12 protein-coding genes are annotated in these 15,680 nt (G+C 61.6%); 5 read left to right on the top strand and 7 right to left on the bottom strand.

Going from position 1 to position 15,680, the window contains the following annotated elements; genetic code table 11:
- Nucleotides 1–8: 8 nt before the first annotated feature.
- The gene (locus tag HYP802_RS0112065; protein WP_024275831.1) at nucleotides 9–284 is read right to left on the bottom strand and encodes a succinate dehydrogenase assembly factor 2; all 276 of its coding nucleotides are present in this window, start codon (nucleotides 282–284) and stop codon (nucleotides 9–11) included.
- A gap of 199 nt (nucleotides 285–483) precedes the next feature.
- Between HYP802_RS0112065 and recG the strand changes: the two genes are divergently transcribed.
- On the top strand, nucleotides 484–2,598 hold the full coding sequence (gene recG / locus HYP802_RS0112060; RefSeq protein ID WP_013947559.1) for an ATP-dependent DNA helicase RecG: 2,115 nt from the start codon (nucleotides 484–486) through the stop codon (nucleotides 2,596–2,598).
- A 173-nt stretch (nucleotides 2,599–2,771) separates the two neighbouring features.
- Here recG and HYP802_RS0112055 read toward each other — a convergent pair whose 3' ends face one another.
- From HYP802_RS0112055 to glmU, 4 genes are all read right to left on the bottom strand, one after another.
- Nucleotides 2,772–3,602: a DUF502 domain-containing protein gene (locus HYP802_RS0112055; RefSeq protein WP_013947558.1), complete on the bottom strand. Its 831-nt coding sequence runs from the start codon at nucleotides 3,600–3,602 to the stop codon at nucleotides 2,772–2,774.
- A gap of 45 nt (nucleotides 3,603–3,647) precedes the next feature.
- A complete protein-coding gene (locus HYP802_RS0112050) occupies nucleotides 3,648–5,027 on the bottom strand; it encodes an SPOR domain-containing protein (RefSeq protein ID WP_013947557.1) in 1,380 nt (459 codons plus the stop codon).
- A 120-nt stretch (nucleotides 5,028–5,147) separates the two neighbouring features.
- Complete coding sequence (glmS, locus tag HYP802_RS0112045) at nucleotides 5,148–6,968, bottom strand: glutamine--fructose-6-phosphate transaminase (isomerizing) (protein ID WP_013947556.1); 1,821 nt, start codon at nucleotides 6,966–6,968, stop codon at nucleotides 5,148–5,150.
- A 128-nt stretch (nucleotides 6,969–7,096) separates the two neighbouring features.
- Complete coding sequence (gene glmU / locus HYP802_RS0112040) at nucleotides 7,097–8,458, bottom strand: bifunctional UDP-N-acetylglucosamine diphosphorylase/glucosamine-1-phosphate N-acetyltransferase GlmU (protein ID WP_013947555.1); 1,362 nt, start codon at nucleotides 8,456–8,458, stop codon at nucleotides 7,097–7,099.
- Nucleotides 8,459–8,820: 362 nt separating this feature from the next.
- Between glmU and HYP802_RS0112030 the strand changes: the two genes are divergently transcribed.
- Nucleotides 8,821–9,624 carry an SPOR domain-containing protein gene (locus HYP802_RS0112030; RefSeq protein ID WP_013947553.1) on the top strand — a complete coding sequence of 268 codons (804 nt, stop codon included), beginning with the start codon at nucleotides 8,821–8,823 and terminating at the stop codon, nucleotides 9,622–9,624.
- A gap of 98 nt (nucleotides 9,625–9,722) precedes the next feature.
- Here the strand turns inward: HYP802_RS0112030 and HYP802_RS0112025 are convergent, their stop codons facing one another.
- Both HYP802_RS0112025 and HYP802_RS0112020 read right to left on the bottom strand, forming a co-directional pair.
- Nucleotides 9,723–10,685, bottom strand: a complete 963-nt coding sequence (locus tag HYP802_RS0112025; protein WP_013947552.1) for a neutral zinc metallopeptidase — start codon at nucleotides 10,683–10,685, stop codon at nucleotides 9,723–9,725.
- Between the two features lie 137 nt (nucleotides 10,686–10,822).
- Nucleotides 10,823–12,265, bottom strand: coding sequence for a malonyl-CoA decarboxylase (locus HYP802_RS0112020; RefSeq protein WP_013947551.1), 1,443 nt, complete (start codon nucleotides 12,263–12,265; stop codon nucleotides 10,823–10,825).
- 86 nt (nucleotides 12,266–12,351) lie between these two features.
- Here HYP802_RS0112020 and HYP802_RS0112015 point away from each other — a divergent pair, with 86 nt between their 5' ends.
- The 3 genes from HYP802_RS0112015 (at nucleotide 12,352) to HYP802_RS0112000 (ending at nucleotide 15,666) form a co-directional block, all read left to right on the top strand.
- Nucleotides 12,352–12,849, top strand: a complete 498-nt coding sequence (locus HYP802_RS0112015; RefSeq protein ID WP_013947550.1) for a hypothetical protein — start codon at nucleotides 12,352–12,354, stop codon at nucleotides 12,847–12,849.
- Nucleotides 12,850–13,186: 337 nt separating this feature from the next.
- The gene (locus HYP802_RS0112005) at nucleotides 13,187–14,632 is read left to right on the top strand and encodes a YcjX family protein (RefSeq protein ID WP_013947549.1); all 1,446 of its coding nucleotides are present in this window, start codon (nucleotides 13,187–13,189) and stop codon (nucleotides 14,630–14,632) included.
- The gene (locus HYP802_RS0112000) at nucleotides 14,629–15,666 is read left to right on the top strand and encodes a TIGR01620 family protein (RefSeq protein WP_013947548.1); all 1,038 of its coding nucleotides are present in this window, start codon (nucleotides 14,629–14,631) and stop codon (nucleotides 15,664–15,666) included. The genes HYP802_RS0112005 and HYP802_RS0112000 overlap by 4 nt, the downstream gene beginning before the upstream one ends.
- Nucleotides 15,667–15,680 lie beyond the last annotated feature (14 nt).

The following is a 15,680-nucleotide window of genomic DNA, read 5'->3' as shown; positions in this document are numbered from 1 at the left end:
AACTCGTCTTAGCTCGCCGCGGCGCTCAGGCCATGAAAGGCGCGAATGTCATTCACAAGATCTTCGAACTCGATGCCCGCAAAACCCTCGCCCGAGAAGATCCATTGCTGCAGCGCCGGATCGGGAATAGTCAGAAACCGCTCGAAGCGCGCGATCTCGTCGCCAGAATAGCCCGGCAGCCGGTCATCGGCATAACGTCCGACAAGGACGTCCATTTCCTTCGTGCCGCGGTGATGCGCGCGGTACGACGCCCGCCGCCTGCGCGTTTCAAGTTCGTCGGTCATATGCAGCTCAGGTTGCATGGCAATGGTATAAAGCGCTGCCGGCAGCTTGACGGAGTGCCGGCCGGCCGTCACGGTGCGTCATTCGCGAAGGGCTCGTATAGCGCCCGCAGCTTGGCTCGCCTAGCGCGGCGGACGATGCTTATTGCCGCGACCTTAGGGCGCGGCCGCGAATTCGAACAACCGCAGGCCCCTTTCGACGATGCGACCAGCCCTCCTGAACCCGCTTTTCGCATCGGCACAGACGCTCGGCGGCATCGGCCCCCGCCTGATCCTGCTGCTGAAGAAGTGCCTGGCCCTGCCCCCCGGCATCAGCGAACCCAGGGTCATCGACGTACTGTGGCACATGCCGACCGGCGTCATCGACCGCCGCAGCCAGCCGCGCCTGACGGAGGCCATCCCCGGCACCATCGTCACCCTGGAACTCCGCGTGCTGAAACATAAGCCGTCGCCGCGCGGAAACACCAAGGCGCCCTACAAAGTGACCTGCGAGGACGAGACCGGTCGCATCGATCTGGTGTTCTTCCACGCCGAGCACAAGTTCATCGAGCGCCAGCTTCCCGTCGGCGAAATCCGTTTCGTCTCCGGACGTATCGAACGCTACGGCGAAAACCTACAGATGTCCCATCCCGATTACATCGTCTCGCCGGAAGCCCGCGACGAGATGCCGATGCTGGAGCCTGTCTATCCGCTCACCGCCGGCCTCTCCGGAAAGATCGCGTTGAAAGCCGCACGTCAGGCCGTCGATCGCGTCCCCGAATTTCCCGAATGGCAAGAGGCCCATTGGCTGAAGGCGCGCGACTGGCCGAACTTCAGGGACGCAATCTCCCGCGTCCATCGCCCCGGCGATGCGCAGGATGTTTCGAGCGGCGCAGCACCATGGCAGCGCCTCGCCTTCGACGAGCTTCTGGCCGGACAGCTCGCCTTCGCACTCGTCCGCCGCAACCTGAAGACCGAGCGCGGACGCCGGTTGTCGGGCAACGGCGAAATCCGCGCCAAAATCGCCGCCGCGCTTCCCTTCTCGCTGACCGGGTCACAGAAGAACGCGCTTGAAGAAATTTCGGCTGACCTCGCAGCTTCCCACCGCATGCTGCGTCTGCTGCAGGGTGACGTCGGCTCCGGCAAAACCGTCGTTGCGCTGATGACGATGGCGGTCGCAGTGGAAGCGGGCGCCCAGGCTGCGATGATGGCGCCGACGGAAGTTCTCGCCCGTCAGCATATCGACACCATCGCGCCGCTCGCTGACGCCGCCGGGCTGCGCCTTGCGCTTCTCACTGGCCGCGAAAAGGGCAAAGCCCGCGACGCGGTCATCTCGCGCTTGGCATCGGGCGAGATTGACATTCTCGTCGGCACGCACGCGCTGTTTCAATCCGATGTGATCTTCAAGGATCTCGCGGTTGCCGTCATCGACGAGCAGCATCGCTTCGGCGTCCACCAGCGCATGGCTTTGCAGTCGAAAGGCACGAATGGCGACACCAACGTCCTCGTCATGACCGCCACGCCCATTCCGCGCACACTGTTGATGACCCATTACGGCGACCTCGACGTCTCGAAGCTCACCGAGAAGCCTGCCGGACGCAAACCCGTCGTCACCAAGGCCGCGCCGCTCGAACTGCTCGAACGTCTGATCGACCGCATCCGCGTACAGCTTGAGGAAGGCGCGCAGGTCTATTGGGTCTGCCCGCTGATCGAAAGCTCCGAGCTGACCGATCTCGCCGCAGCGGAAGAACGCTATGCCTATCTCCGCCAACTCTTCGGCGACACGGTGGGCTTGCTCCACGGCGGCATGAGCGGAAAAGAGAAAGACGAGACGATGGCCGCGTTCGCCGCGAACCGGCTCAAAATTCTCGTCGCAACTACCGTTATCGAAGTCGGCGTCAACGTGCCGAACGCCAACATCATGGTGATCGAGCATGCCGAGCGCTTCGGCCTCGCCCAGTTGCACCAGTTGCGCGGACGCGTCGGCCGCGGTGCGCGGGAATCCTTCTGCATGCTGCTTTATAAATCGCCGCTCGGCGAGACCGCCGAAGCACGCCTCAAGATGATGGAAGAAACCGAAGACGGTTTCAAAATCGCGGAAAAGGATTTGGAGCTGCGCGGCGGCGGCGAAATTCTCGGTGCGCGCCAAAGCGGTGACCCGGGATTCCGTATCGCCGATGTTCCAGGACGCGATGCCCTCCTCGAAGCGGCACGCGACGACGCGGTGCTGATACTCGAAAAAGACCCGAACCTCGTCTCGCCGCGTGGCCAAGCGCTGCGCACGCTGCTCTACCTCTTCGAATGCGACGAAGCCGTCCGACTGTTTCGTGCTGCCTAGATCGGCCGAAGACACCCAAGCGCTCACCGCGTCCGAACGTTCAAGATCGTCATCAAAATTCCCCTCCCCCTTGCGGGGAGGGGTTAGGGGTGGGGGCTATCGGCTCTTGATCGCAGCCCCCCACCCGGCGCTTTGCGCCACCCTCCCCGCAAGGGGGAGGGTTAATCGGATATCTAAGCAGCCGGCTTGTCGCCACCGCGCCGGAAGCGTGATTTTTTCTTCGCGGCAGCCTCAGCAAGAAGCTTGAGCTTTTCCTGCTCGGTATTCGGCATGACGATGCCGCCCGATAGAATGATCTTGGCCGCTTCCTCGACCGTCATGTTCAGGAACACCACGTTCGAGCGCGGCACAAAACAGATGAAGCCCGTCGGCGGCACGATGCCGGTCGGCATGAAGACGGTCAACAGATCGCCCTCACCGCCGGGTTGCACGTCCTTGATCTCGCCGGTCGTCTCGCCCGTCACGAACACGAGGCTCCAGATCTCCTTCGAGGGGAATTCGATCATCCCCACCTTCTGAAAGCTTTGGCTCGGACCCGTCGTCGAGATCACGCTCTCAAAGATCTGCTTAAGCGCGCCGTAAACGTTACGGACGATCGGCGTGCGCGACATCATCAGTTCGCCGGAAGACACCAGCGCACGGCCGAGAAGGTTTGCAGCGAGCGCGCCGATGAGTGTCAAACCGAAAACGGCGATGACCAGCCCGAAGCCCGGAACCGGAAATGGCAAATAGGTGTCGGGATTGAACCAAGTCGGCAAGAGCGGCTTGATCCAGGCGTCGATCCAATGGATCACGCCCCACATCAGCCAAAGCGTAATGGTGACGGGGCCGACGATGACGAGGCCCGTCAGGAACGCGTTGCGAAAACGCGAGCCGAGCCGCCAGCCTGTTTTTCCGCTGTCGCTCGCAAGGCGCTTGAGGCCCGCTGTCAATTGCGCGTCGGACGGCGTAACGCCCATCACGCGACGGACATCGTGCTCAGGATCAACCGGGGGAGGAACCATTCTCTCCTACTCGAGCATCAAACCCGACGGAGGGACGGGCATCCCTCAGTTTGTCACGACCAGACAGTCAAGGCCACTGCTTCTGAGTTTGTTGCAGAGGCTTCGCGGCTCGGCTTGCGAAGCATAGCCGCCGATACGGACCCGATAGAAGGTGCCCATGCTGCCAATCACTGCGGAATCGACGACCGGCCGATGATTGCCAAGCTCCGCGCCGTGCTCCGCCATGAGCTTCTGAGCCAACGCATCGGCCTGAGCCTTCGAGCGCAGCGCCGCGATATGGATCTTGAACTTGCCCTTCGTCACGACAGGAGCAACAGGTTGCGCTTCTCGCGAATAGGATGCCTTCTCGGCGCGGATCACGTCATGTTGGCCGTGGTTTGCAACAGTCGTCGCACTGCTCCAGCTTGATGTCTCGGGCGCAACCGCAACGGTCGATGCCGTCGTCACGCCAGCCGGTGGCGGTGCTGCGGGCGCTGGCGCTGGCGTTGACGAGCCGCCGCCGCTGAATATGTTTGAGAAGAAACCGGACACATTGCCCGGAATGGCGGTGACCGTCTGAGTGAATGACGATCCTGTGCTTGGCGCTGCTGCGACAGGCGCGGGCTCCGGTTGTGACTGCGGCGCGGACGACTGTCCCCAGCCGAAGAAGCCCGCAATGCCCGATGACGCAGGCTTTGCCGGGGTCCCGGCGATATTGCCAGCAGCTGCAGACTGAAGTGTCGTTTCGCCGTTGACGGGCGAAGGTGTGCTCTCAGCCGACGCCGCGTCCGTATTGGCGGCTGCCTTCTGGGCATTGGCGGCCTCGGCGACGGCCGCGGCCGACAGCCCTGCGGAACCGGCGTTCGGTCCTGGCGCTGCATTCGCAGTCACATTCGACGCCGGTGCTGAAGCGACGGCAGGTGTGCCGATAACGCGCTGGTCGGGTCGGCTGCCGGTATCCGAAAGGCCGGCCATGCTGTAGGCCTCTGACCGCTCGGCCATCGCCGACTTCTGCTCATCGGGGCTCAATCCGTTTTTCAGCCAGATCGCGCTTGTGAGATCGGAAATCGCCAGACCTGCTTGATTGTCCTTTTTGTAGGCCCGGCCGCGTGTGAACATTGCCTTGGCCAATTCCGGCGACGACAGCTTGCCGGATTTAATCGCCACCGATAGCTGTTCGATCGACGGCTTGAATTTCCCGGCGGCATAAGCCTTGAGGCCGGCATCATAGGCTTTTTTGGCCGCTTCGGTCTCGGCAGCCTTCTGAGCGGCATCGCCACCCGCACCAGCCTGCGGACCTTGCGCCGACGGACCTGCAGGCCCGCTCGCTGCTTTTGCCTTACGCGCCTCGCCGATAGACGGCCAAACCGCAAGGGTGCTTGCAAATACGCACGCCACAGTAGCAGCGAGCGCCGCCTGGCGCGCGAGCACTTGGAATTGCGTCATCTCCCGTACCTTCCCCAATGGTCACGTTCTGAAGTGGCGTAACCCTCCCTTCGCGCTGATAATTGAACCAGCGGAACGAGGCGAATTAAGGGCCCCCACCCCCAATGCGCCGGCTTTGGGCTACTCCACCGTAACTGACTTCGCCAGATTCCTGGGTTGGTCAACGTCGGTCCCCATCAGCACCGCCGTCTGATAGGCGATGAGCTGAGTAGGAACAGCATAGATCATTGGCGCGACAAATGGGTCAACCTTTGGCATCGGGATATGCCCGGCAAGTTTACATCCGGCCTTATCCGGATCGGCATCCGAAATCAGGACGACCTGCCCGCCCCGCGCCGCAACCTCCTGAAGGTTCGAAACCGTTTTTTCGAACAGTTCGTCCTCCGGTGCCACCACGACGACCGGCACGCTTTCGTCGATCAGCGCGATGGGACCGTGCTTCAGCTCACCAGCGGCGTAGCCCTCGGCGTGGATGTAAGAAATTTCCTTGAGTTTCAACGCGCCTTCGAGGGCGATGGGGAAGCTCGACCCACGCCCCAGGTACAGCACATCGTCCGCTTTTGCCAGTTCGTGAGCGACGGCCAGGTAGGCCTCATCGCTCCTCAGAATGGACGCCACATGCCGGGGCACTTCCATCAAAGATTTGATGAGAGATGCCTCCTGCTCAGCCGTGATCGTGTTCCGCGCCCGGGCGATCGCAATTGCGAGACAAGCCAGAACCGAAAGCTGGCAAGTGAACGCTTTTGTCGACGCAACCCCGATTTCCGGCCCTGCCAGCGTCGGCAACGCGGCATGTGATTCGCGCGCGATCGTCGACGTCCGGACGTTCACGATGGACGCAATACGTTGGCCATTGGCCTTCGCGTACCGAAGCGTCGCGAGCGTATCAGCCGTCTCGCCGGATTGAGAAACGAAGACCGCCAGGCCGTTTTCCGGCAGCGGCGCCTCGCGATAACGCATTTCGGACGCGACATCGATATCGACCGGGACGCGCGCGAACCGCTCGATCCAGTATTTTGCGACGAGCCCGGCATAATAGGCCGTGCCGCACGCCGAGATCGTAACCCGGCTGATCGTCGATAGATCGACGCCGAGATCGGGAAAACGAACGCGCCCAGCCGTCATGTCGAGGTAATTCGCCAGCGTGTGCGAAATCACCTCCGGCTGCTCGTGAATTTCCTTCGCCATGAAATGGCGATAGTTGCCCTTGTCGATCAACAGAGAACTCGCAACGGCTTTGACGAGCGGCCGCTCAACGCGGACACCGTCGATATTGAAGATCTCGGCGCCCGAACGGCGCAGAACAGCCCAGTCGCCTTCCTCAAGATAAGTGATTGCATCCGTGAACGGTGCAAGGGCGATGGCGTCCGAACCGAGATACATTTCGCCGGAACCGTGCCCGATTGCGAGCGGCGAACCCTTTCGCGCCGCGATCATCAGATCCTCTTCGCCCGCGAAAATGATGCCGAGCGCAAAAGCCCCCTGCAAATGCTGCAAAGCATTGCGGACGGCCTCGATGGGCTTCGCACCTCGATCCATCTCTTCCGTGATGAGATGAACGACGGCTTCGGTGTCCGTGTCGGTCTCGAACTTGTGGCCCTTCGCCTCAAGCTGCGTCCGCAGCTCGCGGAAATTCTCGATGATGCCGTTATGGACGACAGACACTTTGCCCGTCATGTGCGGATGCGCATTGCGCTCCGTCGGACGTCCATGCGTCGCCCAGCGCGTATGGCCAATGCCTGTGCGACCCCCCAACGGCTCAGAGATCAGCCGCTTTTCGAGATTGCGAAGTTTGCCCTCGGCACGCCGGCGCTCAATACCTGTGCCTTCGACCGTCGCGATGCCGGCCGAATCATATCCACGGTATTCGAGCCGCCGCAGGGCATCGACCAGATTGGTCGAAACCGACGATTTCCCGAGAATTCCGACGATCCCACACATTGGACCGGTCCCCCGAATGCGCTTCCCCGTATCCGACGATGAAGCCGGTTAAGGACGTTCTCAAATCACAGTATATTTCAAAGCGTCGCACCTGACGAACGCACGCAAATTCCGAAACTGGTTAACAGTTACTTTTTTTGCGCTGCTTTGCGACGGGACATCATGATGCGGAATTTCTCTGCCCACCCCGGTCGCTCCTCCTGCACGTTCCGCTCCAGCGCCAGCGCGCCGGGGCTGACATCCTTGGTGATGACACTTCCTGAACCGATGTAGGCGCCCTTCCCGATCTTTACCGGCGCCACAAGCGACGAATTCGACCCAACGAACGCTTCCTCTCCGATCTCCGTCAGCTGCTTGTTAAAGCCATCGTAGTTGCAGAAGATCGTGCCTGCGCCGATGTTCGCCCCCGCGCCGACGCTACCATCGCCCAGATAAGAGAGATGATTTGCTTTGGCTCCTGCCCCGAGCGTCACATTCTTGACCTCGACGAAATTGCCGATGTGAACATTCTCACCGAGACGTGCTCCCGGCCTCAGCCGTGCGAATGGGCCAAGTCTGGCACCCTTGCCGACGACTGCCCCTTCGACATGGCAAAACCCCAGTATTTCGGCACCTTCTTCGACAGTGACGCCTGGCCCAAATATGACATTCGGCTCAATCCTGACGTCGCCCGCGATCCTGGTGTCGAAACTCAGCCAAACCGTCTCCGGCGCAATCATCGTCACGCCGTCGCGCATGAACTTCGAACGCATACGCCGCTGCCATATCGCTTCAGCCTGCGCGAGTTGCTCTCGGCTATTGACGCCAACGACATCGTGCTCGTCGCATACGACAACCGTCGCACGCACACCGGCCTCGCGACCGACCGCCACGGCGTCTGTGAGATAGAATTCGCCCTTCGCATTGTCGCAGCCGATGCGCGCCAGCAGACCGGCAAGATCCGGCACTCGAAAGGCCATGACACCTGAGTTGCAGAGATCGATATTTCGCTCCGCATCGCTCGCGTCCTTCTCCTCACGGATCGCTGTCAATGCGCCAGTATCGTCGAGCAGCAACCGGCCGTAGCCCGTGGGGTCCTTCGGTCGAAAGCCCAGCACCGAAATCCCAGCACCACCATCCAGAGCATCGCGCATCTCGGCGATCACTTCCGGCCGGACGAGCGGCGTATCGGCAAACAGCACGATAACGTCGAGGCCTTTGCTATCCAGAAACGCAGGTTTGGCCGCCAGCACAGCATCCGCCGTCCCGCGTTGGTTCGCCTGCTCGAATATCTGAACATCCGGGACGAGCCGTTTCGCTTCTGCAGCAACGGCCTCAGCACCGAGAGCTACCACGACAGCAAATCTGCCGCCGGTCGAGGACGCCGTTCCAAGAACGTGCGCCAACATCGACTGCCCGGCAATCTTGTGAAGCACCTTTGGCAGCGACGACTTCATCCGTGTGCCCTTGCCAGCGGCAAGCACGACATAGAGACAGGGCCGGGGACTCATGGATGACCTTGCGTTTCAACTACAGCCTGGGTCTGAACGCGAACGCCAAGATGCCCGCGCGCACAGCCCGCTCCTGCCATACCGCCTGCCCTCCATGCGCTGCAAGGCCTGCATCCGCAACCGCTTCAGTCGCCTTGGAAAGATGGCTTGACCAAATGCCGCCACAGCCGCTTTGCCGTGGTTTTACTGACGGATAGCCGATCTGCAGCATCTCGGCCTTCGTCCACAGCTTCGCGCATGTTTCCCCCGCCATGCCATTGCGGCAGCCGCAAGGCCGAACCAACCTCATCCACGTAGTGAAAATGATTCGGGGAAGCTCCGGCCACACGGAGCACCCGCAAGGCAGTAGGACGACACACGCCATGACGAAGCCCGCAACCGATAAGCCGATGCGCCCGAAAGCCAACGCTTCGCCCTATTCGGCCGCTTGGGCCGTACTCGGTGTTGCAGGCCTCGGATATCTTGGCATCGCTTTTTTTGCGCCGCAGCTCCTTCCCGATCTGTCGCATGGCCGTCAGCACGCAGCCGAGACGACCGTCATGAAGGTCTCCGCGGACGTCGAGACCCTGAAAGCGTCGCTGAGCAAGATCGAAAGCGATATTTCGATGGTCAAAGCCGATGTCGCGACGCAAGCGACCCACACCGAGCAACTGAGTTCGCAAGTGGCAGCGCTTGACGACAAGATCCGCGTTGCCCAGGCGCCGGCTGTCACGACCACCGCATCGGCCGACCAGCCCACAGGCACGGACGCCGCCCCGGTCGATGACGCAGATGGCGGCCCTGCTCCGCCGAAGATCATCAACTCGACGCCACGCGTCGGCGCGCCGATCGAAACCGGCAGCGTTGATAAGAAGTCCGCAAACAAGCCGATTTCGTTCGGTCCGGCCGTCGTGAAACCGGCACCGCACCCCTACGGCATCCAGATCGCAACCGATCCTTCGATCGACGGTCTACGGATCACTTGGGGAGCTCTGTCGCAAATTCACCCCGAGCAGCTCAGCCAATTGAAAGCCCGCTATGCCGACGTTGGTACCGCGGGCAATCCGAATTACGGTTTGATTGCCGGACCGGTAAAGTCGAAGGCTGAAGCACGTAAGCTCTGCAAAGAGCTTCTGGCACAATCGATCAGCTGCAAGGTCAGCGATTATCGCGGCAACGTGCTCTAAAACTCGTCTACAAGAAAGCGGCGGGCTTTCTCTATTTGGTTGCCCGCACACAAAAAAAGGGGCCGTCCGGGACGGCCCTTTTTCATGCGCTCGGCGAGTTACGGGCTGGCCGTGTTGAACGTATCGCACGCATCCATGCGACCCGACTCCAGACCGGCTTTGAACCAGTGGACGCGCTGTGCTGCCGTGCCGTGCGTGAATGCATCGGGCACGACGCGACCCGTCATCCGTTTCTGGATCATATCATCACCGATCTGAGACGCAGCGTTGAGCGCCTCTTCGACGTCGCCCGGCTGTAATCGCTTCTTCATCTGATCGTTGAGATTGGCCCACACACCGGCCAGGCAGTCCGCTTGCAGTTCGGTCCGAACCTGAATCTGGTTGGCCGTCGCTTCGTCGCCTGCGCGCTCCTTCAGCTCCTGCACCTTCTGCAAAATGCCGAGCTGGTTCTGGACGTGGTGACCAACCTCGTGCGCGATGACGTAAGCCTGCGCAAAATCTCCGGCCACGTTGAAGCGGCGCTTCAGCTCATCATAGAACGCAAGGTCGATGTAGACCTTCTGATCGAGCGGGCAATAGAACGGTCCCATCGCCGTCTGGCCGACGCCACACTGCGTGCGCGTGGCACCATTATAAATGACCAGCTTGGGATCGGGATAATTGCGGCCGAAGCTCTTGAACACCGACGTCCAGACATCCTCGGTATCGGCCAGAACCTTGCCGATAAACTCCTTCTCGGCATCGTCGTTGTTGGCTGTCTTCGACTGCGATCCCGGTAAACCCGGAATGTTCGACGGCGAACGATCGGGCCGCTCTGTCGTCTGCGGCAGTCGCGGCATCTGAATCTGGCTATTCGGTCCAAGCAGAACGTCGAGCGGGTTGATGCCGAAGAACAGCATCACCGCACCGATGATCAGCAGCGTCGTGATGCTGAACCCACCGCGGCCGATCGGAATTTGAATGCCATTGCCGCCCGGAAACTGAAAACCGCCACCGCCGCCGTCTTGACCGCGACGGTCCTCGATATTGCTGCTTTCCCGGTCGTTTTGATCGTAGCGCATCGCGGACCTTCATCATGACAATTGCATTACGATCCGGCAGCCGAATATCAGCGCAGAGCGCAATACTTTGCACCCATACTGCACGGGGAAATAGCCTTTACAAGGGCCTCCTTGGCGGCCCCGGCCGCGCCGTGCGACTAGGATTGCGGTTCCTCGCCGCGAACACGCTTCGTCTTCGAAACACCGGGCAGCGCCAGTAGTTCTGGCATTGCAGCAAGGCCTTTTGTCTTCGCCAGCGGCCGCAGAAGCCCGCGAACGGCGCGTGAGGCAGCGACCGTTCCCTGATCTGCATATGCCTCGTGATTGCGCTCGATCTCTGCAAGATCGTAGCGATAGTTGACCATCAGGCCGTGCGCCTCACGCAGCCCCTTTTCGGATGTATCGCCCAGCCAGTTCAGCCGTTCGAGCCGCGCGCCGTTTCCGAGATGAAAGCGCGCAACCTGATCGACGGGGCGTTCATCGCTCGAGCGCGCAGAGAGATAATAATAGGCGGCAAGCCCCATCAGCGCCGACTTCAGTTCGTCCGTGCCGGGTGCATCCTTGACGGCATCCTCGACCCAGCGCGGATCGCGCAGGCGCGTGAGCGCCTTGCGGTCCTCGGCGCTGACCGGCACGTCGCTGCCGCTTGCCAGCGCACGATCGACCCAACGCGCGAAACTCGGCGCCGGCGATAGCGTCACGAACGTCTTCAATGTCGAAACATCCCTCGCCAGGTCTTCGACCACCTGCTTCAGAAGGAAGTTGCCGAACGAGACGCCTTTGAGGCCCTCCTGGCAGTTTGAGATCGAATAGAACACCGCCGTCGTCGGTGGCGCATCATCGTCGGTTGAACGGCCGTCGAGCACGGTCGAGATCGCATCGGGCGTATCGCGCATCAGCGCGACTTCGACGAAGATCAGCGGCTCATCGACCAGCGCCGGATGAAAGAACGCAAAGCAACGCCGGTCCTTCGGATCGAGACGGCGGCGCAAGTCATCCCAGCCGCGAATTTCGTGCACCGCTTCGTATTGAATGATCTTTTCCAGGATCGCCGCGGGCGTTTGCCAGTCGATGCGGCGAAGCACGAGAAAGCCGCGGTTGAACCATGAGCCGAGCAGTCGTTCGAGATCGCGATCAACGGCAGCCAGCCCCTCGTCCGACTTGATATGACGAACAAGGTCAGCCCGCAGCGCCACAATTTCAGCCGTTGCTCCCGGCGCCAGGTTGAGCCGCCGGAAAAATTCCAGTCTCGGGCTGTAGGAGGCTCTCTGCAGCCGCCCGAGCGTTTTCTCCGATGGGTTGTCGAGGTAATTCCGCGCCGCTTCGGCGACGTCGGCGGCGTCAGGTTGCAGGTCCTCGGCGAGAAAATGATAGAACGCCAGCCGCTCTTCGCTGCTCGCCTTTTTGAGCTGATTGAGGAGCTGCCGCGCGATTGCAACGCCTGAGGCTTCGCCCCGTCCCGACATCAGCGCCCGCGACAGAACCTCGATCGATTCACCGGCGCTGTCGCGGAACAGCGCTTTCGGCAGCAGCGCCCGCCCCTGCTCGGCAACTGTGGCCATCAATTCCTGAAAGAACGAGACGTTGACGCGGTCTGCCATGGGTGTGGATCGGGCTCCTGTCGTTAACGTTTGCTTAACCGTATCGGTCGAGCATCCCGTCGTTGCTTGTATAGGGCATTTTCCCCATGACCGATCGCTTTTCAACCGGCTCACCGTCGTCGAGTCTCGGCGCGGCAAATAACGACACCGGCCGCGTGGCCTTTTGCGGTCCGTATGTGCTCTCCGCGATCACCGGCTACGGCATTTCGAAGATCGAAGATGTTATTCGCGAAGGTCGCGAGTTGCCTCCGCACCGCAAGCCGGTCGTGCGCGGAACCTATTCCGACGAGGTCGAAGCCGCGCTCGCCTATTTCGGTTACCGCATGGAGCTGAAAGAAAGCCACATGCACCGCGCCAGGAAAGAACGGCCGACGTTCTGGACGTGGATGCAAAAACCCAGAAGTGCCTGGGCCTATTACATTTTGGCCATTCACAAGGGTAAGGAAGGCCACTGGATTCTGGTGAAGGGCGTCAAGATGTGCGACACCTTCACCGAGGGCAAATGGACGTTCGTGGTCGACGGCCCCCATCGCGGCTGCCGGATCATGGAAATATTCGAAGTGCGCAAGGCCCACGACGCCTGACTTCCCTCCTGAACCGCCGGTTTCCTTCCATGAACGCCGCCTGAACCTACGCGTCAGGGCTTATTCAAACCTTTGAGCCTATGGTCCTTCCAACACTGGTTGTGGGGGACTTGGCAAAGGAGAAAGGCCGTGTCCGAATTTCTGCGTTCAGGCGCCATCATGCTGATGGCCGTCGCGGTAATGGCTGCAGGCGTTATCGTCTTTTTCTACGGTTGAGCCGCAGCACTTGATATGGCGCAAGACAGGCGCCCGAAACGTCTTGTCGCGACCTGCAAGTTACGCCACTTAAAGGGGGGCCTTTCCGGGCCCCTTTTTCATTGGCGACACGCGGCACCTCTTGGCTGATATCTCATATTCTCTCATCAAAGATGCGCAGGCGCGCCTGACCGATTACCTGACGCCGTCGATCCGGCTCGGCGTGACGGGCCTGTCCCGCGCCGGCAAGACGGTCTTCATTACGGCGCTCGTCCGTAATCTCGTCAGCGGCGGCCGCCTGCCCTTTTTCGCCGCCGACGCCGAGCACCGCATCGTCCGCGCCTACCTCGAACCCCAGCCCGACGACAGCATTCCGCGCTTCGACTATGAGGCGCATCTGGCGGACCTGCTCGCAACACCGCCGCGCTGGCCCGAAAGCACCAGGCGCATCTCGGAGTTGCGCGTCACCATCGAATACCGCTCGGCTTACGCTCTTAAGCGCCTCGCCGGATATTCGAAGCTGCACGTCGATATCGTCGATTACCCCGGCGAATGGCTGATCGACCTGCCGATGCTGGAGCAGGACTTCCGCGCTTTCTCGGCTGGTGCCCTGGCACTCGCGCGTTCGCCGTCGCGCGCCGAGTATGCCAAGCCGTTTCTGGATTTTCTCGCCGGCACCGATCCGGCCGCCGCCGAAGACGAGCAGATCGCCATCACCGGCGCAAAGCTCTTCACGGCTTACCTGCGCGCCATGCGCGACAGCGGCGCCCAATCGACACTCGCCCCCGGCCGCTTCCTGCTGCCGGGCGAACTCGACGGCTCACCCCTGCTGACGTTCTTTCCGATGCCGCTGACGTCTGAAGAACGCCCGCCCCGTGGCTCTCTCGCCGCGATGATGATGCGCCGCTTCGAGAGCTATAAATCATCTGTCGTCAAACCGTTCTTCAATGATCACTTCGCCCGGCTCGACCGCCAGATCGTGCTGGTCGATGTGCTGACAGCGCTGCATCGCGGAGCCGACGCCGTCGGCGATCTCGAACGCGCTATGACCGATATTTTGCGCGCGTTCCGCCCAGGCGCCAACTCGTGGCTTTCGATGTTCCTCGGACGGCGTATCGACCGCGTCCTGTTCGCGGCGACAAAGGCCGACCACCTGCCCGCCTCCAGTCACGACCGGCTCGAAGCCATCCTGAAAGAAATCGTCGACGAAGCAGTGAAGCGCGCCCAGACCGAAGGTGCGGGCGTTCATGCGCTTGCGTTGTCAGCCCTGCGCGCCACCCGCGAAGCAACCGCCAAGCAAGGCGGCGAAAGCCTACCCTGTCTGCGCGGCACACCGATCAAAGGCGAACGCATCGGCACCGTGACGTTCGACGGAACGGCCGAAGCCGCAATCTTTCCGGGCGACCTTCCCGCCGACCCGGCCGCTGCGCTGAACGCGGCGCGCCACGCAAAATCGGCCTCTCTTGAACTCGTCCGCTTCGCACCGCCGAAGCTCATCGATACACTGCCCGACGGCAAACCAGCCGCATTCCCGCATATCCGGTTGGACCGCGCACTCGATTTCCTGATCTCGGACTATCTCTCATGAGCTTCGAGGACAACGCTCCGCCGCCGCGAAAACCCCGTGTCTTCAAGGCAGACGACATCACCGAAGATACGGACTTCACCGCCGACGACATTCGCGACGGCGGCGCCGTGACGTCGCGGCGTTCGGACGTTCCCGCGCGGCGTTTGTCGGTCAACGATATCAATCGTGGCTTCCGCTTCGGCAGCGTCATGCTTTCGGCAATGGCGGCGCTAGCATCGATTGCGGCAGGACTCTGGTTCACGCGCTTCGTTTCCATCGCGCTCGAACGCCAGGACTGGATCGGCTGGGTCGCCTTCGGCCTCATGGTCATTATTGGACTGGCGTTGCTCGGCATCGTTCTGCGCGAACTCCTCGGGTTCCGCCGCCTTGCACGCCTCGCAAAACTGCGTTCCCTCGTCCGCGCGACGCTCGCCAAGCCCGATGTCGCGGCCGAACGCAAAGCCGTCTCTGCCTTGCTCGCCCATTACCGCGGCCGTCCCGATCTTTCCTGGGGTTTGGCGCGGGTCAAAGACCATTCCGGCGATGTTCTAGAGCCCGGCGAATTGCTTCGCCTATCGGATCGCGAGCTGCTGCGTCCGCTCGACGGCGAAGCCCGCAAGGTCATCCTGGCATCCGCGAAACGCGTCGCAACCGTGACCGCGCTTTCTCCCATCATGGGGATTGCGATGGGCTACGTGCTTGTCGAGAACGTTCGCATGTTCCGCGCGATCGCAAGTCTTTATGGCGGACGCCCGGGTCTTCTTGGCGCCCTCCGCCTCGGACGCAACGTCATCGGCCACATCATCGCGACCGGCGGCATCGCCATGACGGATGACTTGCTCGGCCAATTCGTCGGACAAGATGTGCTGCGGCGACTGTCGCGGCGTCTCGGCGAAGGCGCGTTCAATGGTGCGCTCACCTCACGCCTGGGCGTAGTTGCCGTCGAGGTGATCCGGCCGCTCCCCTACCTCGACTCCGAACCCCTACGCGTGCGCGAGATCTTCAACGAATTGGTCCGTTCGCTGCGTGGCGCTGACAAGCAGGCCGAAGGCTAGGCAAGAGCATCTGC

The sequence above is a fragment of the Hyphomicrobium sp. 802 genome (assembly GCF_000526135.1).
In the GTDB taxonomy this organism is placed as follows: Bacteria; Pseudomonadota; Alphaproteobacteria; order Rhizobiales; family Hyphomicrobiaceae; genus Hyphomicrobium_B.
The sequence above is the reverse complement of the archived record's forward strand: the minus strand, read 5'-3'. Positions and strand labels throughout refer to the sequence as shown.